The sequence below is a fragment of the Dictyobacter halimunensis genome (assembly GCF_036245075.1).
The window spans coordinates 2,607,423-2,630,894 of the sequence record NZ_BSRI01000002.1 but is presented as its reverse complement, the minus strand read 5'-3'; the positions used below and the strand labels follow the sequence as shown (position 1 = coordinate 2,630,894).

At 52.7% G+C, this 23,472-nt stretch carries 21 protein-coding genes, 5 tRNA genes and 1 pseudogene; 18 read left to right on the top strand and 9 right to left on the bottom strand.

Annotation, left to right across the window (positions count from 1 at the left end):
* The first annotated feature begins 20 nt into the window (after nt 1–20).
* Nucleotides 21–887, top strand: coding sequence for a carbohydrate ABC transporter permease (locus AABA21_RS24985; protein WP_338254437.1), 867 nt, complete (start codon nt 21–23; stop codon nt 885–887).
* Nucleotides 888–1,159: 272 nt separating this feature from the next.
* On the opposite strand, the gene AABA21_RS24980 is transcribed toward AABA21_RS24985, so the two are convergent.
* From AABA21_RS24980 to AABA21_RS24970, 3 genes are all read right to left on the bottom strand, one after another.
* Nucleotides 1,160–1,235: transfer RNA gene (locus tag AABA21_RS24980), tRNA-Met, on the bottom strand.
* 32 nt (nt 1,236–1,267) lie between these two features.
* A tRNA-Met gene (locus AABA21_RS24975) sits at nt 1,268–1,343 on the bottom strand.
* 32 nt (nt 1,344–1,375) lie between these two features.
* Nucleotides 1,376–1,451: transfer RNA gene (locus AABA21_RS24970), tRNA-Met, on the bottom strand.
* A gap of 501 nt (nt 1,452–1,952) precedes the next feature.
* Here AABA21_RS24970 and rsgA point away from each other — a divergent pair.
* Nucleotides 1,953–3,020 (top strand): ribosome small subunit-dependent GTPase A, encoded by a 1,068-nt coding sequence (rsgA, locus tag AABA21_RS24965; RefSeq protein ID WP_338254436.1) that lies wholly within the window; start codon nt 1,953–1,955, stop codon nt 3,018–3,020.
* Nucleotides 3,021–3,096: 76 nt separating this feature from the next.
* On the opposite strand, the gene selA is transcribed toward rsgA, so the two are convergent.
* From selA to AABA21_RS24950, 3 genes are all read right to left on the bottom strand, one after another.
* Complete coding sequence (selA, locus tag AABA21_RS24960; RefSeq protein WP_338254435.1) at nt 3,097–4,482, bottom strand: L-seryl-tRNA(Sec) selenium transferase; 1,386 nt, start codon at nt 4,480–4,482, stop codon at nt 3,097–3,099.
* A gap of 46 nt (nt 4,483–4,528) precedes the next feature.
* Nucleotides 4,529–4,897 carry a type II toxin-antitoxin system PemK/MazF family toxin gene (locus tag AABA21_RS24955; RefSeq protein WP_338258471.1) on the bottom strand — a complete coding sequence of 123 codons (369 nt, stop codon included), beginning with the start codon at nt 4,895–4,897 and terminating at the stop codon, nt 4,529–4,531.
* Nucleotides 4,898–4,992: 95 nt separating this feature from the next.
* A complete protein-coding gene (locus AABA21_RS24950) occupies nt 4,993–5,217 on the bottom strand; it encodes a hypothetical protein (protein WP_338254434.1) in 225 nt (74 codons plus the stop codon).
* A gap of 379 nt (nt 5,218–5,596) precedes the next feature.
* On the opposite strand from AABA21_RS24950, the gene AABA21_RS24945 reads away from it, so the two are divergent.
* The 13 genes and pseudogenes from AABA21_RS24945 (at nt 5,597) to AABA21_RS24885 (ending at nt 15,713) form a co-directional block, all read left to right on the top strand.
* Nucleotides 5,597–5,677, top strand: a tRNA-Tyr gene (locus tag AABA21_RS24945).
* Nucleotides 5,678–5,712: 35 nt separating this feature from the next.
* Nucleotides 5,713–5,784: transfer RNA gene (locus tag AABA21_RS24940), tRNA-Thr, on the top strand.
* A 258-nt stretch (nt 5,785–6,042) separates the two neighbouring features.
* A complete protein-coding gene (tuf, locus tag AABA21_RS24935; RefSeq protein WP_338253891.1) occupies nt 6,043–7,248 on the top strand; it encodes an elongation factor Tu in 1,206 nt (401 codons plus the stop codon).
* A gap of 309 nt (nt 7,249–7,557) precedes the next feature.
* Complete coding sequence (rpmG, locus tag AABA21_RS24930) at nt 7,558–7,725, top strand: 50S ribosomal protein L33 (protein WP_338254433.1); 168 nt, start codon at nt 7,558–7,560, stop codon at nt 7,723–7,725.
* Between the two features lie 70 nt (nt 7,726–7,795).
* Nucleotides 7,796–8,197 carry a preprotein translocase subunit SecE gene (secE, locus tag AABA21_RS24925; RefSeq protein ID WP_338254432.1) on the top strand — a complete coding sequence of 134 codons (402 nt, stop codon included), beginning with the start codon at nt 7,796–7,798 and terminating at the stop codon, nt 8,195–8,197.
* 32 nt (nt 8,198–8,229) lie between these two features.
* Nucleotides 8,230–8,799, top strand: coding sequence for a transcription termination/antitermination protein NusG (gene nusG, locus AABA21_RS24920; RefSeq protein ID WP_218030871.1), 570 nt, complete (start codon nt 8,230–8,232; stop codon nt 8,797–8,799).
* A gap of 52 nt (nt 8,800–8,851) precedes the next feature.
* Nucleotides 8,852–9,275, top strand: a pseudogene (gene rplK / locus AABA21_RS24915) (50S ribosomal protein L11).
* Nucleotides 9,276–9,327: 52 nt separating this feature from the next.
* Entirely contained in the window at nt 9,328–10,044 is a 717-nt protein-coding gene (gene rplA, locus AABA21_RS24910; RefSeq protein ID WP_338254431.1) for a 50S ribosomal protein L1, read from the top strand.
* Nucleotides 10,045–10,676: 632 nt separating this feature from the next.
* Nucleotides 10,677–11,216 (top strand): 50S ribosomal protein L10, encoded by a 540-nt coding sequence (gene rplJ, locus AABA21_RS24905; RefSeq protein WP_338254430.1) that lies wholly within the window; start codon nt 10,677–10,679, stop codon nt 11,214–11,216.
* Nucleotides 11,217–11,232: 16 nt separating this feature from the next.
* Nucleotides 11,233–11,613 carry a 50S ribosomal protein L7/L12 gene (rplL, locus tag AABA21_RS24900; RefSeq protein WP_338254428.1) on the top strand — a complete coding sequence of 127 codons (381 nt, stop codon included), beginning with the start codon at nt 11,233–11,235 and terminating at the stop codon, nt 11,611–11,613.
* Between the two features lie 260 nt (nt 11,614–11,873).
* Nucleotides 11,874–12,161: a 30S ribosomal protein S15 gene (rpsO, locus tag AABA21_RS24895; RefSeq protein ID WP_338254426.1), complete on the top strand. Its 288-nt coding sequence runs from the start codon at nt 11,874–11,876 to the stop codon at nt 12,159–12,161.
* A gap of 359 nt (nt 12,162–12,520) precedes the next feature.
* On the top strand, nt 12,521–14,959 hold the full coding sequence (locus AABA21_RS24890) for a polyribonucleotide nucleotidyltransferase (protein WP_338254425.1): 2,439 nt from the start codon (nt 12,521–12,523) through the stop codon (nt 14,957–14,959).
* Nucleotides 14,960–15,068: 109 nt separating this feature from the next.
* A complete protein-coding gene (locus AABA21_RS24885) occupies nt 15,069–15,713 on the top strand; it encodes a uracil-DNA glycosylase family protein (RefSeq protein WP_338254424.1) in 645 nt (214 codons plus the stop codon).
* An 80-nt stretch (nt 15,714–15,793) separates the two neighbouring features.
* Here the strand turns inward: AABA21_RS24885 and AABA21_RS24880 are convergent, their stop codons facing one another.
* A complete protein-coding gene (locus AABA21_RS24880) occupies nt 15,794–16,405 on the bottom strand; it encodes a GtrA family protein (RefSeq protein WP_338254422.1) in 612 nt (203 codons plus the stop codon).
* 290 nt (nt 16,406–16,695) lie between these two features.
* Between AABA21_RS24880 and AABA21_RS24875 the strand changes: the two genes are divergently transcribed.
* Entirely contained in the window at nt 16,696–17,475 is a 780-nt protein-coding gene (locus tag AABA21_RS24875) for a L,D-transpeptidase (RefSeq protein ID WP_338254420.1), read from the top strand.
* A gap of 95 nt (nt 17,476–17,570) precedes the next feature.
* Here the strand turns inward: AABA21_RS24875 and AABA21_RS24870 are convergent, their stop codons facing one another.
* Nucleotides 17,571–18,074: a hypothetical protein gene (locus AABA21_RS24870; protein WP_338254418.1), complete on the bottom strand. Its 504-nt coding sequence runs from the start codon at nt 18,072–18,074 to the stop codon at nt 17,571–17,573.
* A 222-nt stretch (nt 18,075–18,296) separates the two neighbouring features.
* Entirely contained in the window at nt 18,297–20,864 is a 2,568-nt protein-coding gene (locus tag AABA21_RS24865; RefSeq protein ID WP_338254416.1) for a transglycosylase domain-containing protein, read from the bottom strand.
* A gap of 956 nt (nt 20,865–21,820) precedes the next feature.
* Between AABA21_RS24865 and AABA21_RS24860 the strand changes: the two genes are divergently transcribed.
* The gene (locus tag AABA21_RS24860) at nt 21,821–22,405 is read left to right on the top strand and encodes a hypothetical protein (protein ID WP_338254415.1); all 585 of its coding nucleotides are present in this window, start codon (nt 21,821–21,823) and stop codon (nt 22,403–22,405) included.
* Between the two features lie 118 nt (nt 22,406–22,523).
* Nucleotides 22,524–23,411: a 16S rRNA (adenine(1518)-N(6)/adenine(1519)-N(6))-dimethyltransferase RsmA gene (rsmA, locus tag AABA21_RS24855; RefSeq protein ID WP_338254414.1), complete on the top strand. Its 888-nt coding sequence runs from the start codon at nt 22,524–22,526 to the stop codon at nt 23,409–23,411.
* The last annotated feature ends 61 nt before the right edge of the window (nt 23,412–23,472 follow it).

Genomic DNA, 23,472 nt, shown 5'->3' with positions numbered 1-23,472 from the left:
CGAGAAAGAAGGATCACACCATGATGCAATCGTCCATCCCAACCACGAAGCGCCGTAGAGGTCTCTCCAACCTCAACGATGCCGGCAAATATATCATCCTCATGATCCTGGCTATCATCTTCATTGGCCCCTTCTACTGGCTCTTTTCGACGGCATTAAAAACTATTCCGGATCTGGCGGCATTCCCACCGCAATTCTGGCCCGCCCATCTTGACTGGGGCAACTTTATAGGGGCGCTCACCATCACCAATTTCGCTGCCTATGCCGCGAACTCATGCATCCTGGCCGTCACGTATTCCACATTGGTAACGCTCAGCAGCGCACTAGTGGGCTTTGGCTTCGCACGCCTCAAAGGCAAGGGGAAGCGCACGCTCTTCCTCATTATGCTCTCAACGTTAATGTTGCCACAGATTATCACCACCATCCCAACCTATGTACTATTCGCGCGCCTGGGTTTAATTGACACCTACTGGCCGTGGGTACTGTGGGGATTAGGTAGTTCACCCTTCCTGAGCTTCCTCTTCCGACAATTCTTTAGCGCCATTCCCGTGGAGTTGGAAGAGGCAGCGATCATAGATGGCTGTGGCTATGGTCGCATTTTCTGGCGGATCTTCCTCCCACTATCGATCCCTGTGATAGTCACTTCATTCATTATCTCGTTTACCGGCGTATGGGGAGATTATATTACACCTGATCTGTTTTTAAGCCAGCAAAATACTACGTTAGCGGTTGCCATGACTGTCGGCTACACCGATCCGCATGGGAATCCTCTGATAAACGTGATCGCGGCGGGGTCTATTTTCTATATACTGCCGGTACTGATCATCTTCTTCTTTGCTCAGCGCTCCTTTGTAAATGGCATTGTCACCACTGGCCTAAAAGGCTGAGGGGTGTCGGACACACTTTTTACGGGGGCGTGGGTGCCTCCGCACAGGCGGCCGCTGCGCGGCCGCCTATTAATTAAGGTTCTCCGTTCTTCAGGGGAAAGCGGGGTGCAGCGGCGACCGCCGCTGCACCCCGCTTTCCCCTGAAGAACGGAGAACCTTAATTTTTAAGTTGATTCATCTGATGCACCAACTCATATTTCATAAAGACCGCGCCCTGGGATGTGGCATACAAAAACGCGGGACACAACTTACCAGTTGTGTCCCGCGTTGATTGGTAGCGGGAACAGGACTCGAACCTGTGACCTCCGGGTTATGAGCCCGACGAGCTAACCACTGCTCTATCCCGCGATAATAAGGGTTAAGATCAAGTGCAAAAGCACTGGTAGCGGGAACAGGATTCGAACCTGTGACCTCCGGGTTATGAGCCCGACGAGCTAACCACTGCTCTATCCCGCGATAATAAGGGTTAAGATCAAGTGTAAAAACACTGGTAGCGGGAACAGGATTCGAACCTGTGACCTCCGGGTTATGAGCCCGACGAGCTAACCACTGCTCTATCCCGCGATAACTTCCATAGAATACTACAATCCTGGCAGAATGTCAAGTAGTGCTAGCAAATAAGATTTAGGAACGGCGATATTGCCAGGACTGATAAGTAATTATAGTTATGCAAAAGCAGACGGGCAGATTATGCCTGGGGCCCAGGAAATACGGTGAAAATCATGTCACCTTTGCTCATTGACAAACGTATAAGTATTCTAGTATGCTCTTAAAAGAACACTGTTTTTTCAAATTCTGGCTCGTCCAGTTGAAGGAGGTGCAGTTTTATGGCCAGGATCACTTACTCACCGATAGTGCCTATATGCACCTTGTCTACCCTGCACGAGGGTAAAGGGCGAAACCCACATAGCCAGGTCCCCCAGTATCTCACAGCGATGCGGAGTGCCTGACTAACGAACGCAACACACGAGGCATGGTTCGCTCCGCTCCCTCCCGCACGGTAGACAGCAAAAATTGTTACTGTTCACACCGTGTTTTTTTATTCTCTGTGGAGGGGATATAGCATTGATTAACAACCCGGCACAACTGACCGGCATGGTCCTCAACGGCGCACACGGCATTTACGATGTACATACCGATGATGGCATCGTGCGCTGTACACTCCGAGGTAAACTCAAAAAAGCATTCGCACAGGCCAACTCGGCCAAATCCGTAGGAAAAACCCGCCAGAACCAACAACGCACTAACAAATATAATTCACAAGGTCACAACGCTCAGAATTACGCCGAGCGTATCGAACGCATCGAGAAACGTGACAGCAGCGAAAACGCACCCCCCATTCGGCTTTCAGTTGGAGATTATGTCAAGATACGCCGTCTCGACGAGACGAACGGTTTAATTGAAGAGATCCTGCCGCGTAAAAGTGAGCTCTCACGCCTGGATGCCGGGTCAACCGCCAAAAGGGTGGTTCAGCAAACCCTGCTGGCGAATCTCAATCAGGTAGTTATCGTCTTCGCAACGGCGCAGCCCGAGCCCCATTTTGGTCTGTTAGATCGCTATCTGACCATCTGTGAGTCCGCTGAGCTCTCCTCAGTTATCTGCATCAATAAGGCTGACCTCTCCCATAGCGGCTATGTTGAAGAAGAGGCAAAACTGTACGATCAGCTCGGCTATCGAGTAATCTTTACCAGTATCCAGACCGAGCAAGGCATTGATCAGTTGCGCGAGCTATTGAAAGATCACACCACCCTGTTTACGGGCCCTTCTGGCGTGGGTAAATCTTCACTGGTCAACGCGATCGAGCCAGGTATGGCCATTCGCACAGGCCTGGTGAGCGACACCACAGGTAAAGGCAAACATACGACGACCGGCTCACAGCTCTATCCTCTCTCGGATGGTGGCTGGCTGGCCGACTCGGCCGGTATTCGCGCCCTGGCGGCCTGGAATATCGCGCCCGAGGATTTAGCCGAGTGCTTTGTCGAGTTCCGTCCCTACCTGGACGAATGCCTGTATGGAGATTGCGCCCACCTGGACGAAGATGGCTGTGCCATCCGCCAGGCGGTCAACGATGGACACATTCAGGAGCGTCGCTACCGCAGCTACGTTCGCATTTACACCGGAGAAGAGCGCTAAAGCGCCGGAAAATCGCAGGACAGAGAAAAAGCCGTGTCGACACGGCTTTTTCTCTGTCCCGCGATCAGGCAGTCTTTCAAGCCAGGACGGCTTGCAGGGCGGCGATCACCTCGACGTCCTGTTCTTCAAGGACCGTGCGGGGATCGAGGTAAAGGGTATCACGCGAGATTCTGCTGATAATGGGAGTATGGCGAGTACGCAGACGTTGCGAGATAGTTTCCAGGGGCAATGAACAGGAAGCGGCATCTAAAGCCAGCAAGGTAGTAGACAGCGTCTCGCCCGGCAACGAACCACCACCGATGGTAGATTGTCCAGGTTGGGTATGGACGGCCAGTCCCTGCGCGGTCAACTGATGCGCCCAGTCGGCGGCACGACGCGCGACTTTTTCGGCCGGGGTAGAGATCATGCGCCAGATTGGAATCCGGGTCTCGGCCTCGCCGAGCTGATAATGGCGCAGCGTGGTCTCCAGAGCCGCCAGCGTCATCTTATCGATACGCACGGCACGCATCAAGGGATGGCGAGCCACACGCGCCACCACCTCGGCCTTACCCAGGATAATTCCCGCCTGGGGTCCACCCAGCAGTTTATCGCCCGAGAAACAGACCAGATCGGCGCCCGCAGCCAGGCTCTCCTGTGGTGTCGGTTCGTGGGACAGGCCGTATTGCTCACAATTCAGCAGGCAGCCGCTCCCCAGATCATCCATAACCAGCAGGCCTCGCTCGTGGGCCAGTTCAGCCAGAGACGCGATGGAGGTGGATTCAGTAAAGCCAGTGATCAAGAAATTGCTGGGGTGAACCGACAGGAGCACCGCCGTACGATCCGTCAGGGCGGCCGCATAATCGGCGATGCGGGTCCGATTGGTGGTCCCCACCTCAACCAGCTGGCAGCCACTCTGGCGCATCACATCGGGAACGCGAAAGCCCCCGCCGATCTCAACCAGTTGTCCCCGCGAAATCACCACCTCGTGTCCCGCCGCCAGCGCGCTCAATCCCAGCAAGACAGCCGCCGCATTGTTATTGGTCACCAATGCCGCCTCAGCACCGGTCAGTTCACGCAGCAGGGCGCCAACATGCGTATGACGGGAACCGCGCACGCCCAGATCGATATCATACTCAAGATTAGAGTAGCCACCGGCGATCCGTTGAACGGCCTGCAACGCATCCTGGCTCAAGGGAGCACGGCCCAGGTTGGTATTAATGATCACGCCTGTCGCGTTGATCAATGGACGCAAGCGAGGTTGGAATTGTTGTTGAAGATGGAGTTCGGCGGCGAGCAACAATGACTCGGCCGAGGGACAAGGGCTCCCCGCACGGATAGCATCGCGCGCCTGAGACACACTCAAACGCAGCGCGCTCACAACCAGGTCATGGGAAAAGGTCCGGGCCAGGGCCATCCCCTGCGAGGTATGGAGCAATTCATCGACAGAAGGGAGTAAGCGGAATTGATTCTGATTAAGACTCATAAGCAAGTATCAATCGGCATCCGGCGCAACGCATAGGAGCGGTACGCTAATGTAATGAATAGAACATCGTAATCGCCAGGCTATTAGCTACTTTTCCCATCACAGCCCGTAGATCAGCATCGTTGAGACGACAAATAGCATACTGATCAGCCAGCAGGGTACGCAGAATAGGATACATCAACTCTGTCTTCACCAGGCTATCAGTATCAAGCAAAGGGTAATCGCGTTTCAGGAGAAGGTGATGATATGGGCGCAATTTTCCACGATATGAAGTTAAAGCAACAACATTTACAGCACCCGCGTGACGGCAGAAAGGATCGCCAGACACAACCAGAGCGGGGTGCCAATCCAGGATACGCTTCTCTTCAATCCCAGGAGGGAGAGATGAATAACCGAAACTCACCCAGTACACCATGCCAAACTGCACAGGTGTAAGATAGGTCAGAGCTTCCGGTGCAATTTCAGGAGGATGAGGCATGGCAATTAAACTAACATATCTTCACTAGAAAACTACGGACGAGCAAGAGCAACCGGAGAATAGGATGGGACGTCACTGGTCTCAAGCTGTGAGCGGAAGCAAGCTGAAGTCAAAGCCCAAGACTGAGCGACGAGGCACAGACGCTCATCACGTTCATCCTGAGTCTCCTCTTGTAATGCAACAGCGATGAGTTCCATTTCACGCTGATACTGCTCACTAAGTAAGGAAGAACGGCTGAAGTCACGATTCGTCGCCATAGAAGCTACCTCTTATTCCTAGAATCCAAACAGATTACTCATACATTGGGTAGCGGAAAAACCGCATGCTGCTCAATTATAGTATAGAGCAACTGTGAACACCAATCAATCCTGGCTAGTTAGGCTCAGATGATTAAAAGGCTTGAGGTGTGATGAATTTCTCCAACGTTGGAGATTATACCAGCAATTTATGCAAGACGCAATGCTTTTGGCAATGACTTTCCCGTGGCCGACCAGGCGCAGCCAAATTTATCAATTTAATGACCACTTAAAAAAAAGGCGAGAAAAGGTGTTGACACAACTGGGTAGGTCGGCTATAATGTGGGCGTTGATCACTCAGAGCGATCACTCAGAGGAACCGGAGTGTTTGACAATATAGGGGCAGTTACCAAAGTGGCCAAATGGGACTGACTGTAAATCAGTTGCGCAAGCTTCGGAGGTTCGAATCCTCCACTGCCCACCGCTATCAATGACTCCAGGTATTGGTAGTATCAAGCCCGTGTGGCGCAGAGGTAGCGCACATTCTTGGTAAGAATGAGGTCATGGGTTCAAGTCCCATCACGGGCTTCCGTGGTTTCGATATGATGAGTGGGCTCGGCATTCTTCAACGTCCGTAGCCCACACTCATGAATTCCGCGTGTAGGTTATAAGTAATTAAGATCTTGCTGCCGTCTTCTGATTGATCGTCAACTCCCGTTCGTTTAACCGTAGGGAAGTTTTAACTTTGTTTGACGATCAGGTGCAGGGGGCGGCTGCTGCATGTCTATACCCATTGCTATCTGATCTGAATCGTAAGCAGGATTGCAGAAGGAGCCACAGTAGGAAATGGCGAAGAAAAAGTTCGAGCGAACAAAGCCGCATGTGAACATTGGCACCATCGGACACATCGACCATGGTAAGACGACCCTGACCGCAGCTATCACCAAAGTGCTTGCAGCTGCTCAGCTCGCCAAATACACGGCTTTTGACCAGATCGACAAAGCGCCCGAGGAGCGCGAGCGTGGTATCACCATCTCGATCGCTCACCTGGAGTACGAGACCGAGAAGCGCCACTATGCGCACGTCGACTGCCCTGGTCACGCTGACTACATTAAAAACATGATCACCGGTGCCGCCCAGATGGACGGTGCTATTCTGGTGGTGAGTGCCCCCGACGGCCCGATGCCACAGACTCGTGAGCACGTACTGCTTGCTCGTCAGGTAGAAGTGCCATCCATGGTGGTCTTCCTGAACAAGGTCGACATGATGGATGATGAAGAGTTGCTCGAGCTGGTTGAGCTGGAAGTGCGCGAGTTGCTCTCCAAGAACCAGTTCCCTGGCGACGACATTCCCGTCGTGCGTGGTTCAGCCCTGGGTGCTCTCGAGAGCAAGGGCGATCTGTCCCGCAACGATCCCGCTGCCAAGTGCATCTGGGACTTGATGGACCAGGTCGACACCTACATCCCCACCCCACCACGTCCAACCGATCAGCCATTCTTGATGCCTGTGGAAGACGTCTTCGGTATTAAAGGTCGCGGTACCGTGGCCACCGGGCGTATCGAGCGCGGCATCGTCAAGACTGGTGACAGCATCGAGATTGTCGGCATGCAGGAAAACACCCGCTCCGTCGTCGTGACCGGCGTTGAGATGTTCCAGAAGACCCTGGACTCCGGTATGGCTGGCGACAACGTTGGATGTCTGCTGCGTGGTGTTGAGCGTACCGACATCGAGCGCGGCCAGGTTCTGGCCAAGCCCGGTTCGATCAAGCCGCACAAGAACTTCCTGGCACAGGTATACGTCCTCTCGAAAGAAGAGGGTGGCCGCCATACCCCATTCTTCAACGGCTATCGCCCACAGTTCTACGTTCGTACCACGGACGTAACCGGAGCGATCAAGCTGCCCGAGGGTGTCGAGATGGTGATGCCTGGTGACAACATCGAAATGACAGTTGAACTGATCCAGCCGGTCGCCATGGAAGAGGGCGTGAAATTCGCCATCCGTGAAGGTGGCCGCACCGTTGGTGCTGGTATCTGCACAAAGGTGATCAACTAAGGTTATAAAGTGACGCACTGTGGGCGCAAGGTTATTGCGCCCACAGTTGTCTTAGATAACTATTCTGGAGATTTACTTTTGCGCTCCCTTCGGGAGCGGGGAAAGGGTTTATGGGGACACCCCATACCCCGGCAGGGAGAACCCTGCACCCCTCTTGGGGGCGGGAAAGGGTTTATGGAGGCACCTCATACCCCGGCAGGGAGAACCCTGCACCCCTCTTGGGAGGGGGAAAGGGACTTGAGCATGCTCGCCCACAAGAACCCTACACCCCTGCGGCAAGCCAAACCCAAACGTTAAACGGAGAGAGAAATGGCTAAGAGCAAAGAGAATCGGATCGTGGTAACATTGGCTTGCACCGTTTGCAAAAGCCGCAACTATACCACCTCGAAAAACAAGAAGAACAACCCTGAGCGCATGGAGCTCCGGAAGTATTGTAACACGTGTCAAGAGCCTGCGCTTCATCGTGAGACCAAGTAAGAGAGCAGATTGTATACTTCAACTCGTGCGTTGAACTAGGTGCGATCGCTACTGATCAGAAAGGTTGAACGTGGCAAAGAACATGACTGACAGAAGAAAAAATGTCAGCCGGAGTCAGGTAACTGAAGTGAAGCCGCAGGAACGCGCGCAAGCGACAGGTAAAACCACAAGGACTTCGGCCCGCGAAGAACGACGTGAGTCTGCCACTACGAAGTCAGCAAACAAAACAGCGGCCCGGCGTACTTCCAAGGGATCTTCTCTTTTTGCGCGTGCGCGCAATAATCAGATTGGTCGCTTTGCGTATGACGCATACTACGAGCTGCGCTACAAGGTGACCTGGCCTACCTTCGAGGAAGCAAGAAACATGACCATCATGGTTGTGATTATCTCGGCTATTCTTGGAGCGCTCCTATCCTTAGTCGATTTTGGGCTTTATCATCTCTTCCTACTCATTATCAGTGGTGGTAAGTAGCTTCGTCACCTGGAAACATAAGGGGAAATGCCGTGGTTACTGAACGTACCGGTGATAAAAGGCAGCCCGAGGAAAAACGTGCCTGGTATGCAATTCATACATATTCGGGCTATGAGAACAAAGTAAAGAGTCACCTCGAGGCACGCATCGCGTCGATGGACATGCGAAACAAAATTTTCCGTGTCATCGTTCCGATGGAAGAAGAGGTTGAGATTAGACAGGGTCAGCGACGCACAGTACAGCGCAAGGTTTTTCCCGGCTACGTACTCGTCGAGATGATTATGAGCGACGAAGCCTGGTATGTCGTCCGTAACACGCCTGGAGTCACAAGCTTTGTTGGTTCTGGGACACGCCCCGTTCCATTGCAAGAGCACGAGGTCCGATCGATCTTGAAACAGGTCACAGAAGAGACCGAAAAGCCCAAGGCGAAGGTCAGCTTCACCAAAGGCCAGAGCGTGCGCGTGATAGATGGCCCATTTGAAGAATTTATTGGCACCGTCAACGATATTAATATGGATCGTAATAAGGTGACTGTGCTGGTATCGTTTTTTGGTCGTGAGACCCCGGTGGTGCTGGATTTCCTCCAGGTAGAAAAAATCTAACCAGAGCACCACCAGTCAGAGACAGACCCATTTTTGAGGAGTTAAAACAAACATGGCAAAGCGTATTAAAGCTGTAGTAAAGCTGCAGATCCCGGCCGGGAAAGCAACCCCAGCGCCCCCAATCGGTACCGCGCTTGGTCCTCATGGCATCAACTTGATGATGTTCTGTAAGGAATACAACGCACGTACGGCGGAACAGACTGGCATGGTCATTCCTGCTGAGATCACCATTTTCGAGGATCGCTCGTTTACATTCATTACCAAGACCCCACCGGTACCCGACCTGCTGAAGGCGGCCGCGGGCATCTCGGGCGGTTCTCCCACACCAAATAAGACCAAAGTTGGCTCCATCGACCGTGCCAAACTGCGCGAGATCGCTGAGCTGAAGATAAAAGACCTCAACGTCAACACGATTGAGGCGGCTGAAAAAGACAATCGAAGGCACTGCACGTAGCATGGGTGTCACCATCGAGTAGACCGGGCCCGAAAGTCACTGCGGTTCATTGCCTCAAGGAGGGCAACGTAATAATGGCAACAAAAACACACGGAAAAAAATACCTGGAAGCGGCCAAGCAGGTCGATTCCGAGAAGCTGTACCAGCCACAAGAAGCTGTTTCACTCCTCAAAAAACTTAACTATACGAAGTTCGACCCGACCGTCGAAGTCCACATGAAGCTTGGTGTCGATCCACGCCACGCTGATCAGATGGTGCGCGGAGTAGCCATGCTGCCCGCTGGCACCGGTAAAGAAGTAAAAGTGCTGGTCTTCACGCAGGGTGAGAAGGTGGCCGAAGCCGAGGCCGCCGGAGCTGATATTGTTGGCCTTGATGACCTCATCAAACAGATCGAGGGCGACTGGCTGGGCTTTGACGTAGCCATCGCTACCCCCGACGTGATGGGTAAAGTTGGTCGTCTCGGTAGAAAGCTGGGACCCCGAGGCCTGATGCCAAGTCCAAAAGCTGGCACCATTACCTTTGACCTGGCCAAGACCATTCGCGACGTGAAAGCTGGTCGCGTCGAATTTAAAGTCGACCGCACCGCCCTGCTGCACATTCCTGCAGGCAAGCTTTCGTTCAGCGAAGAGGCGCTGATGCAGAACATCTCATCCATCATGGATGCGGTTGTGCGCTCACGCCCATCGGGTGCCAAAGGTACCTATGTGAAGAGTGTGGTTTTGACGTCGACGATGTCGCCGAGCATTCGCCTGGAAGTGGCGTCTGCGACGGCTCTGAAGCCACAGGCATAACTCTTTTACCGCCTCCCCTATATTTAAAAGGGGCTGTATATTCGCCCTTTTTTATAACAACATGGGAAAACACACGACGTCGTACGCGTATTTTGTCGCATGCCATATCACATGTGCCTGGGCATCCATCCCTTTTTATGACAACGTGGGAGGAAACACACGGCGCACGGCGCCGTGTGTTTCCTCCCACGTTGTCATAAAAATTAAACTCCCAATTTCGCCGCATGCGGCGAAATTGGGAGTTTACAAAGTGTAAACGCTGTGATATTATAGTGGGGCTGTGTAAAACCACATAATTTCAAGATGAATGTATTCATCACCGAAGACAGCAAGCGTGCCGCAAAGCACTTAAGCGATCTTTCTTAAAGATCGACTTGCCGAGGAGATAACTATTCGCCAGCTCATGCGAAACCGTGTCATACGGCAACGAGCGTATTTCTATCTCAGAGTACGAGTGAGTCCGCAACAGAATAGAGGTTCTCTCCCGGCCTTCGGTGTTTATCGAAGGCATTTTTATTGCCCTTTATACAGAGTACAGATTGACCCTCTGGCCCAAATGGCTCACAAGCTGTTTGAACTGGCCGAAGGTTGATCAAAGCAACAACCATTCCAGGAAAGGAGGAGAGCACCTTATGCCAACAGAGGCAAAAGCAGGTAAAATTGAGGAGCTGACAGACAAGCTGGGCCGCTCAACGATCGCTATCCTGGTTCAGACGCAAGGCCTGAGCGTAAAGGATATGAACGATCTGCGTAAAAGAATGCGTGCCGCGAAGGTAGAGTTCTTGATCGCGAAAAACACCCTTCTGCGCATCGCCGCTGAGCGCAACCAGATGACCGGCGTCGATAACAAAATCTTCAACGGTCAGACCGCCGTCGCCTTCGGATATGATGACGAAGTTGCTGCCACAAAAGCTGTCACCGACTACCTCAGTACCTCGAGGGTTGCAGTTCTCAAGTCTGCCATTCTTGGTGGTCGTTCATTGACGGCCCAACAAGTTGAAGGCATTAGTAAAATCAAAGGTGGCAAAGATCAGTCGAAAGCGGAAGTCGTTGGGACCGTACAGGGACCACTGGCCAGCGCGTACGGCCTGTTCACAGCACCATTACGTGATCTTTGTTACGTGCTACAAGCACGTTCAGAACAAATCAATAGCGGAACAACCGCTGAATAATTAGGAGGAACCAACCATGGCTGTACAAGATATCATTGCTGAGATTGAGAAGTTAAACGTACTCGAGCTCGTTGAGTTGACCAAAACCCTGCAGGACAAATGGGGTGTGAGCGCCGCTCCTGTCGCCGCCGCCGCTGCTCCAGCCGCCGCCGGTGAGGCTGCTCCAGCCGCCGTTGCTGAAGAGAAGACCGAGTTCGACGCCATCCTGACCGAGGTCGGCCCCAACAAGATCAACGTCATCAAAGTTGTTCGCGAGCTGACAGGCCTGGGCCTGAAAGAGGCGAAAGCCGTTGTTGACGAGGCTCCAAAGGCCGTCAAAGAGGGTGTCTCTCGCGAAGAGGCCGACAAAGTTGCTGCCAAACTGGCAGAAGCTGGCGCTAAAGTTACCGTTAAGTAAGACTTTTCCCGCCATGGCACCTCACCACCTGCCTAATAGCATGTCGGGGAGGTGCCTTTCCTTACATCGCCCAGCGTAACGCATGAAAATGCCCGGGGGAAGTCATTCATTGCGCCCTTGAGGCATCCATGCTATAATGCGAACGTATACAACTACTTCCGAATCACTCAGAATGTGTGAGCATTGCCATGCGTAAAGCAGACTGAGCACAGGAAGCATCTTTTTTCCCACCCAAATTACATTGGAGGTGATTTAGAAACGTGGCATTGACTGTTGAAGAAAAAACAGAGATCATTGCTGATTCCCGTGTCCATGAGACCGACACCGGTTCTCCTGAAGTTCAGATCTCAATTTTGACACACCGCATTAATCAGCTTTCAGAGCACTTAAAGATTCATAAGCACGACCTCCATTCACACCGGGGCCTGCGCATGCTAGTCGGCCAGCGCCGACGTCTGCTTACTTATCTCAGTAAGAAAAGCCCGGAGCGCTATCGCGCATTGGTTGCTAAACTGGGTATCCGCGTCAAACTGGGCGCACAAAAGTAAATTTGAGGTTGCTGTGGATGCGGTCGGCGCAGCATGGCGAGCGCCGTACGTTATGCCCGACCGCTGCTCCATTTTTCTCCGCTGTATCCAATCCGAGAGTTGTTAGAGAGAAACGAAACGAGACGAACGAGAGAGTTAGAAGACAAGGGTTTTCATTCCCCCACAGAGAGTTAGTGATAAAGTATCAGGGATCAAACCACAACGAACAGATGCATGTATAAGTGCGATTGCACGCAAAATTGTACCCTTATAAGTAAAGAAGAACTGCACCCAGTTTTACGTAGTATGGGATGTGACAGGCTCTCAGCAAAAGATTCCAGGACAGAGCATAGAATAGGGTGCCATTTATCGGAGGAAATATGATTCACCGTCAAGAAGCTGTTATCGGCGGTCGGGTAATGAGCATAGAGACCGGCAGGGTAGCAGAGCAGAGTAGTGGCGCAGTGTTGTTGCGCTACGGAGATACCGTAATTCTGGCAACTGTGGTAGGCAGTGACGAGCCTCGTGAAGGTATTGACTTTTTCCCACTAACTGTTGATGTAGAAGAGCGTATGTACGCTGCTGGTAAGATCCCTGGTGGTTTTATTAAACGTGAAGGCCGTGCAACTGAACATGCCATTCTCTCCTGTCGCCTCGCTGATCGCCCTCTCCGCCCTCTCTTCCCCAAAGGTTACCGCAACGACGTCCAGGTTGTGATCACCGTTCTCTCTGCCGATCAGGAAAACGATTATGATATTCTCGGTATTGTTGGCGCATCCGCCGCGCTGAGCGTATCTGATATCCCCTTCGCAGGCCCTGTTGGCGCTGTACGCGTTGGATACATCGATGATCAGTTTGTGATCAATCCGCTCGAGTCCCAGATGGAGCAGAGTAAATTGGATCTCGCCATCGCCGGTACCGCCGACGCGGTTATGATGGTTGAGGCTGGCGCCAAAGAGTTGCCGGAAGAGATGATGCTGGAGGCCGTCCGCTTCGGACAAGAGAGCCTGCAAGACATCATCAAGATGCAGGATAAACTGGTGCAGGCCGTAAATCGGGTCAAACGTCCATTTACAGCTCCCGCCGCCGATACAGAGTTGCAGGCGAAGGTGGCGGCGTTTGTACGCCCACGCTTTGAGGCAGCCGTTAACAATCCAGATAAAACAGCTCGTTCTGCCGCGTTGAGCCTGGTTCAAGAAGAACTGGTCGCCGCGTTTAGCGAGGAGTATGCCGAGCGCTTGAAGGAAGTTATCACCTTCTACGAAAAAGAGCTCAAAGCGTATGTGCGCAGCAATATTCTGGACAACGGGCAGCGTCCCGATGGTCGCGATCTAAAAACCATTCGCCCGATTAGCTGTGAGGTTGGCCTGCTGCCACGCACACATGGTTCGGCTATTTTCACCCGTGGACAGACACAGGTCTTGAGCGTAATCACCCTTGGTTCACCAGGAGACGAGCAGGTGCTTGATGGACTGGCCGCCAATGAGAATAAGCGCTTCATGCACCACTACAACTTCCCACCTTATTCAACTGGTGAGAGCAAACCCCTACGTGGTCCTGGCCGTCGTGAGATTGGTCATGGTGCCCTGGCGGAGCGCGCCATCTCCGCGATCATTCCTGCGCAGAGTGAGTTCCCATATACGATCCGCGCCGTTTCAGACGTCCTATCGTCCAATGGCTCGACCTCAATGGGCTCGGTCTGCGGCACCACGCTGGCGCTGATGGATGCCGGTGTTCCCATTCACGCTCCGGTCGCCGGTGTGGCGATGGGCCTGATCACAGGCGAAGGTGAGCGCGAAGGCAAATGGGCAGTCATGAGCGACATTCAGGGAATCGAAGATGCCCTGGGTGATATGGACTTCAAAGTAGCCGGTACCGCCGATGGTGTCACTGCCCTGCAGATGGACATCAAGGTGAAAGGTATCACCTACGAGATTATGTCCAAGGCGTTGGAACAGGCACGCGAAGGCCGCATGTTCATCATGGAGAAGATGCTCGACGCTATCGATGCACCCCGTGAAGAGCTGTCTGGCTTCGCTCCCCGCATCCAGACCATCAAGATCAATCCCGATAAGATCGGTGCCGTCATCGGACCAGGCGGAAAAACCATCCGCAAGATTCAGGAAGATAGTGGCGCCAAACTCGATATTGAGGATGATGGCTCGGTGAATATCTCGGCCGTCTCCGGCGAGTCGATGCAGCACGCGATGGATGCGGTGCGTGCCCTGACCGAAGAGGTCGAGGTTGGCCACATCTATACCGGTACCGTACGCCGCATCGTCGATTTCGGCTGCTTTGTAGAGATCCTGCCCGGGAAAGAGGGTCTGGTGCGTACCTCGCAGCTGGCCGATTACCAGGTAATGAGACCTGAAGACGTGGTCTCCGTCGGCGACGAGATCACCGTCATGGTGATTGAAGTCGATGGACAGGGTCGCGTCAATCTTTCTCGTCGCGCCGCATTGAGCGGTGAGATGCCTACCCAGGCCGAGATGGATCAGGATCGCGGTCCTCGCGGTGGTGGTCGTGGCGGCCCAGGCCGTGGTGGCTCCGGCGGCTACGGCTCGCGTGATCGCGATAGCGGTGGCCGTGGCAACTACGGTGGTGACCGTGGCGGCTATGGTATGGGTGGTGGTGGCCGTGATCGTGGTGGCTATGACCGCGATAACGGCGGCTCACGCGGCGGCAGCTATGGTGGTGATCGTGGCTCCGGTGGTGGCTTTGGCCAACGCCGTCCAATGGGTGGACCTGGAGGTGGCAATCGCAATCCCAGTGGCCCACGTCGCGACAACTACGGTCAGCGCCCAGATCGCCGCTGGTAAGATAATCTACATTTTAAAAACATAAAAGATAAGGCGACCCCTGCTGGTCGCCTTATCTTGTTCAGGCTTCGGTATTTTTATCAGTACTTTCAAAAGGGGTAAAACTGCCATGTCGTCAGAGGAAATCCTGCAAGAGATTGCGGTAGAGGTTTCTACCTGTGCCCGATGTAGACTCTGCCAGGGCCGTAACAAGGCGGTACCAGGAGAGGGAAGTCCTACCGCAAAGGTGATGTTTATCGGTGAAGGCCCCGGCTATCACGAAGATATGCAAGCACGCCCATTCGTTGGACAGGCAGGACAATTTTTAGATTCCTTACTCGCAAGTATTAACCTGAAACGTTCAGATGTTTTTATTACCAATGTGGTAAAATGCCGTCCCCCCAATAACCGCGACCCAGAACCAGATGAGATGGCCGCCTGCAGCGATTATCTGGACCGTCAGATAGCCGCGATCAATCCACAGGTCATAGTTACCCTGGGCCGCTTTTCAATGGCCAAATTTTTCGGCTCAGAGCGAATCAGCGCTATCCATGGTCGGGCCCGTAAAAAAGATGGGCGCATTTGCATCCCTATGTTCCACCCGGCCGCCGGACTACGCAATCCCAGTACGAAAGATGCTATCCGCGAGGACTTCAAGAAGATTCCATTAATCATGGCCGAAGCCGAGCGTATGGCAGCTGAACGGCCGGCAAAAGCAGTTGTGCAGAAGAAGCGCGAAGAGGAGCCACCTCCCCAGCAATTATCCCTGTTTTAGATTTGTTTCAGAAGGACAACACAACGGGTGGGCGCATTCGCGCCCACCCGTTGTGTTGTCCTTCTGAAACAAACATCTTTTTAGATGGCTTCTTCGACAACCTTCAGGCGGCGATAGGTAAAGAATTGATGGAAGAAAAAGTTGTAGAACAATACGATCACAACGGCGATAGCCTGGCTGATCAAAGCATTGATGTGCAGCAGATTAACAAGTAAGGCCTGAATCAGGATTGTCAGCAGGATACCACCGATAGCGGTCGCGTGGAAGCGGCTGAGGCGCGCAAGCCAGGGACGCTGTTGCCCGGGCGCGTGACGGAAGGTAAAGCGATCATTGAGCGCGAAATTGGCCAGCAGAGAGAGCTCACTACCCAGGGTAGATCCCAGTAAATTATGGAAAACGGCATTGGATAACGAAATATAGCGGAGAACTACATAGAGAATGGCCAGGTTGACAATAGTAGTGGTGCCACCGATAAACAGAAAAGTAAAGAACTGCACCAATGATCCGGCGCGACCACCTGTGATACTATCAAGGCGATCAAGCAAACTATTCACGAACTCCCAGCGTGTAGGACGATAACTTGGAACAGCCTGCACCGGAGCCACTTGATCCACGATTTCGACCAGTTCTTCTATCACCTCGTGCGAAGGATCTACAATTTCTTCTACATTATTTTGTACAAAACGATCCATACGGTATAAAATGCTCCATTTTCTTCAATAAATATTGCAGTCAAATCGACCTACATGTGTGCAGACGATCCCTCTTCTTACATCGTAACTACCTCCCCCAAAGGTAGTAGTTAGTTGTGGTGTGAGGTTGCATGTCCGGCGCGAATGCGCCGGACATGCAACCTCACACCACAACCCCAATTTAAAAGGGGCTTTTGAAGCGGAAATGTGAGCTATTTCACTTGAGTATATTGATGTACTTATATATACTTATAATATTAAGGCTCTATAGCTTCTAAAAAGGAGTCGTTATGCAAAAAAACCTGAAAAAATTGTATGCCATTGGATTCCTTTCACTGCTGCTCGCCGTCTTTTTCGCTCTAACCCCTTTGAATAGTAAGACTTCGTACGCAGCTACAACCACCCAATCTGGTACGACGACCGGTTATACTAATGTACGGTCTGGTGCAAGTACCGGATATCGTGCGGTGGCGACCTATGCACCCTATACCCATGTGACTATTTATGCTCGTGTCAACGGACAGGTTGTCTGGAGTGGCAATCCTGTCTGGTATCGTATCTCTGCTAATAACGCGGCTCCTCTCTACGTGTATAGTGGTCTGGTGACCATTAGTAACACGGGTGGAGGAAGCGTTGGCGGCGGAAATGGCGCGGGCAAAGTGGTCGTTATCAATCGAACCACGCAATGGGCCTACTTCTACGAGAATGGGCGCCAGGTACGCAATGCACCCGTGACTACAGGCCATCCTGGACTGGAGACACCACTGGGCACCTATCATGTCTTTATTAAACTGAGCCCTACCACGTTCTATTCTCCATGGCCGGTTGGATCTCCTTACTGGTATGCTCCAACCCATATCAACTATGCTCTGGAGTTTAAAGAGGGTGGCTACTTCCTCCATGATTCATGGTGGCGCAGCACCTATGGTCCTGGCACCAACGTCTACCACTACGATCCTGTATATGGCTGGATTACCGGTTCACATGGCTGTGTAAACATGTCATACAGCGTCGCGCAATGGTTGTACAACTGGGCTCCCATAGGCACAACCGTTAAGATCGTGGCATAGCGATTTCCTATCAAAAATCATGGAGATGATAAGTGCGACAGGGGTGCGAATGTACCCCTGTCGCACTTATCATCTCCATGATTTTTGATCAGCCCCTAGCCGTTGGCGGACGCGCCGATTACAAAGGCGTCCACCTGGTTAATCATGCCGCGCCAGTAGGGGACCTTGATCTTGTGGCCCGCGCTCATAATGGTGACATCGCGCAGGTGGGCATAGCGAAAAATGGTGGGCAGGCCTTCAGGACCGATCTCTGGCTGGTCATCAGGTGGTACCAGGGCAACGTAGTACTCCTGCAAGAAATCGGCGGTCTCCGGCGAGCTCTGGCGATACATCTTCTCGTGCATGTCAATATAAAACTGGGCATACGCCTTTGTACTCACCATCGTCCCAAATACCAGTAGTCCCTGCATCTGCAGCATAATCTCAATCTCCAGACCCTGCTGTTCAACCAGGCGTGCCCAGGACTGCAGGGCGATATCCTGCTGTTCATAATCATGCAGCCAGATGTTACGGCGCTCGGTCCGGTTGAGCGGGCGAAAGCCCGACTGTGCCAGCGTCTGCTGTAAATTATCTTTCTCGTTCTCTGAGAGATCCGCCATAAAAATTATCCTCCGAATATGTTTGATGCATATTATGTTTGGGCCGCAGACCATGATTTTTATGCATGCGAATAATATGAATTCCCCTGAATTGTCATCCTTGTCATGCTTATTTGTATCAAGGATACCAAATTCAGGGGATCGCTACCGGGTCCTTACTCTCAATATTCTATCACCCTTGTGGATAGTGTAAGTCCACAAGGGTGATAGACAAGATTCCACCTAGTTGTTATTGTTGTTGTCGCTGTTGTTGTTGTTATTGTCACTGGTGCCGTTGTTATTATCGCTGTTACCGTTGCCATTACCATTGTTATTACCGTTGTTACCAGGATTTTGCGTCGGCTTGCCACTTTTGGGACTCTTCACAACTGGTGGCGGCGTGTAGACGCCCTGGATAGTGGGGACGGTCCCGTCAATGAACCAGTCTGTTACTGTGGCCTCGCCCAGGTGGGGAAGGAGACCCGTATAGGCTGAGACGGTAGCCTGGTGTACATTGGACGGTGGCATGAAGCCGTCCTTGGGGAAGTGGTACTTGGCGTTGGCGTACTGGAAGACATCCTGCCAGATGGGGCCGGCACCGGTGATACCGATCACGTTTTCCATCGGCGAGTTATCGCTATTGCCAGCCCAGACGCCGACGGCTAAGTGGGGCGTATAGCCCATGGTCCAGTTGTCGGCGAAGTTATCGGTAGTACCGGTTTTGGCGGCCACCGGTCGTCCATCCAATTCCAAAGGATTGGGTGAGGGGAACTCCTCGTGACGGGCCACGGTGTCAGAGAGCATGCTGCTGATCAGGAAGGAGACATCCGCGCCAAGCACACGCTCGCCTTTGGCATGCTGGGCATCAAACTTATAGATCGGCCGTCCCTGATTGTCGTTGATCTGCAGAACGGTGGTCTGTGGCATGCGCACACCGCCGTTCGCAAAGGTGGCATAGGCGGTCGTCATATTGAGCAAGGTTTCCTCACTGACACCCAGCGCCATCGCGGCTCCCTGGCGTCCTGGTGCCGTCTGAGCGACGTGTGAAAGGCCCAGGCGGCCCGCCATGGTCATCACGTTTTTGACGCCGGCATACTCAATGGCGTCAACGGCCGGAATGTTATATGAGTTCGAAATGCCACGCCGGATCGTCATGTTATCTCCATGGAATTTATGATCATAGTTGGGTGGATTGTACGGCTTGGTGCCATCCGGGTAATAGGTGTTATGGTCCGGAACGTTCATAGCCGGATACCAGCCCATCTCGAAGGCCGTGGCATAAACGATGGGTTTAAAGGATGAACCGGGAGGGCGCAGGGTATCGGCGGCATTATACTGGCCCTCCATAGTGGGATCGTTCGAGGTGTCATTATAGTTGACACTACCATCCATGGCCAGGATCTCACCGGTTTTGGGATCGTTCACGACGACCGAGGCATTGTGCAGATTGTGGGCCGTGCGCAGGTTACCATAGCCATAGATGTCAAACTCGTTGCCATCGATGCGGTTATAGACGATCTTTTCCACCTGCCGCTCCAGGTCCAGATCCAGGGTGGTGTAGATCGAATAGCCACCGTTGCGCAGATTGTACGCCCCGAATAAAGGGATCAAGACGTTATCGACGATATAATCCACAAAGTGGGGAGCATTCTTCACAGACGCCGGCCGCTTGAACTTGTAGTTCGCGATCTCTTTCTGGGCAGCCTTCATCTGATCGCTCGTGATCATCTTCAGCGATAGCATGTTTTGCAACACATGTGTCTGGCGCTGCATGGCCGCTTTTTTATTAGTAAAAGGCATGTAGCCGGTGGGACTTTGAGGCAGACCGGCCAGCAATGAGGCTTGCCCCAGCGTCAACTGGGCGACCGCCGGTTTACATACCCCCTGCTTGCACTGTGGCTTCAGACCGAAGAAATCCTGCGCCGCCGCCTCAACGCCGAAATTGGAATCACCATAGAAAACGGTATTCAGGTACATCTCCATAATCTGGGCTTTGCTATAACGCTGGGTGAGTCCGGTGGCCAGGATAGCCTCTTCACCTTTGACCTGCAAGGTACGATCCTGGTCCAGGAAAAACTGATTTTTAATCAACTGCTGCGTAACGGTACTGCCACCTTCCTGCACGCTACCATGCTGAAAGTTGGTAATCACGGCGCGTACAATACCGTTGTAGTCTACGCCACTGTTATTCCAGAAAGAGTGGTCCTCGGCCGCGATGGTCGCGTTCACCAGCTCATTGGGGATATCCTCAAAATTAACATAGGTACGCCGACCACCCGAGTTGCTATGGTCATAGAGTTGATAGAGCAGCTTGCCATTGCGATCGTAAATATTGGTCGTCTGGGCCAGCGAGTGCTGGGCGATCCCATCCAGCAGGGGCAGCTGCGCCTGATAGTAAGCATACGCGGCGCCGCCCGCGCCAGAACTTAGAATGAGCATGATGGCGAACAGGACCAGGGCTACGCTCATCAAGCGCAGTAGCAGGGTATCATAGAAGCGGTTATGGTGGCGCTTATGCATCAGCACCCGATTCACCCGCTTGCGCCGCTGAAACATAAGTTCGCGTGAGCGCCGGGATGAATAAGGAGTAGCCAGCGCGGTCGCTGAACGACGTGCCACCTCGCGGCTCGGCCTGCTTCTGGTCGCGGAAGTGATATGATTGCCATTTAGCCTATGATCGTCGGAGGATACACGCCGCAGTGGACCAGCACCAAATTCGTCTGCCAGCACCATGGCGGCCATCTCAGGAGCGATAGTATGGGGGGTGTCAGATGGTGAAGGTGCCTCTCGCTCATCTTCATCGCTCTGCAAAGACAGGGATGGCTTCTCTGAAATAGACGAGGGTGATACTGTTGCTTCAGTTTTTGGCAAAGGTGATGACAGGGAATTTTTGGCAGTTGGACGCCTGGGAATGACTTGCCGCGAACGCTTAGCTGAGTGCTGTGGCTGGTCAGCTGGTCCGGATTGATCAGTATTTTCTATAGAGTCACTACTGTTTATGTCAGTTGTTTCTTCCGTATGAGATGCTTTTTTACCGTCATCATACGAATCATTTATAGGCATATTACATCCTTCCCAAGAAATCTAGTTATGGCTGTAACACTCTGCACTGTTCCCTCCCATCCGTTGGTTTTATTTAAACGTAGGGGCTACTTAAAATACTTTTTTTTCAATCATACCACAAGGCTCTAACGCTGTTACCTTTCTTACCCCTCTCTTGTAGAATATACCTGACTCACGTCATATTGGGAAACGTGATAGCCCTCGCACGAGCGCCCGCATACGCGGCCGCACTCGTTTTTTTGTTGATGCATCGGCTGCGCGGATGCGCAGCCGATGCATCAACAAAATAGGGCTCCTGAGCCATGCAGATGAGAAAACTCAAGCACGCCGCAGACGATCATTGCACATCAGATACTTGCGTAGAGATAGTATGGCTCTCATCCTTTTGGGGAGCATGAGCGCGGAAACCCGATTCTGTACGTTGGTGCAGGAGAGACGCATGAATGCGTCTCCCCTGCACCAACGTACAAAGCACTTATATAGTGTAAACAGGCAATTGGCAGCATTCGGGTAGGGTATACCGTTGATTATAACGCATTATAGACCAGATTCGTCGCGCGCCTATGACTATCAGGATGATAATACCTACTTATTTTTTAGGGCTATGCTATAGCCAGTGAGCTGAACCGCTGTGCAACCCTGGTTGCGGCTAAACGTACCATTTATGAAGGGTTTTTTATACCCATGAGGTTAGAGATATAACTATGAGCCAACAGGAATTTATGCCCGAGTCGCAACGAGAACGCGCCACTAACCAGGATAACGAAGAGGTCTATAGGCCATCATACAGCCAGTATCGTGCCAGTAGCGATATGCCCAAGCGCGATCATCCGGCCGATTTTGAGGCGGCGATCCCACCATACAGTTATCAGGCCCGGGACCACGCGGAACGGCAAGCGAATGAAGCGAAGGGGCGTACAACTTACCAGCAACCGCGCCGGGAAGGCCAACGCTCACGCCAGGCATTTCCGCGTATGAGCCGGATCGGCGCTACATTTCAGCAGGGCTATCGCTTCTATAAGCAGAGGCGTCAGCGTTTTTATGCTCCCGAGGGAGAACAACCGGCGTCACAGGCCGCACCCGCGCCCCGCTGGGGCGTGTTACTGCTGTTGGGGCTGGGCTTTCTCTGCGCGCTGCCGATCCTGATCAAACTTCTGCTGTTATTGTTCGCGGCCATGATCGTGATGGGATTCATATCATTACTACTCATACTGGGTGGCCTGATCATCTACCACCTGTACCTCAAAAAGTACTGGCGCGCCCTCAATAGTCGCTGGCGCTGGTGGTAGCATCGCTCTCACGAGTTTGACAGTCGGCGGGTGGTTTGTTAGAGTTAGAGGCAGTTGAGAAAAAGAAGAACAAGAGAGCCAGACATTGACGGATAATAACACACAAAACGCACAGCCTATGCAACCGGCCATAATCGATATGGTAGATTTAACCAATGTACGTGCGCTAAAGAACCTGCTCACTGCTCACGGCATGCGGCCCAATAAAGCCTTTGGCCAGAATTTTTTGATTGATCGCAACATCTTGAAGAAGATCGTGCAGGCCGCCGAAATCATGCCGGAGGACGAGGTATTAGAGGTTGGCGCGGGCACGGGTGTATTGACGCGCGAACTGGCCCAGCAGGCACGGCGTGTCGTGGCGGTCGAGATAGAGCGCGACATGCTTACCCTGCTGGCCCAGACCACTCGCAGCTATCCCCATGTCGAGCTCATCGCCCGCAACCTGCTCTTTCTCAATCCCAGCGAAGTCTTTGGTCAGACGCCATATAAACTCGTGGCCAATCTACCATATTATATTACCGCCCCGACTTTCAGGCATTTTCTCGAAAACCCCAACCCACCGCGTATCCTGGTCGTAATGGTACAGTGGGAGGTTGCGCAACGCATCATAGCCGAACCCGGCGATCTGAGCCTGCTGGCGATCAGCGTACAATTCTATGGTCGGCCGCACATTATCGCGCGCGTACCGGCACAGTCGTTTTATCCAGCGCCCAAAGTAGATTCAGCGATCCTGCGCATCGACGTACATGAGCAGGCTCCGCTCTCACATGACGAGCGGGACCGCTTCTTCAAGGTCGTGCAGGCGGGCTTCTCAGAAAAACGCAAGCAGCTACACAACTCGCTGACGCATGGACTGCATTACAAGAATGAGCTTATCCGCGGCTGGATGAGCGAGGCCAGCATTGACAGCAGCCGCAGGGCTGAAACCCTCAGCATTGAGGAATGGATCCGCCTCTGGCGCACCATCGATCAGGCGACACGCACCGACCCCCAGACACCGCAATAGACGGCAAAAGGGCGGGTGATATGCTATGATACAAGCAGCAACCAACAGATAGATATTTTTG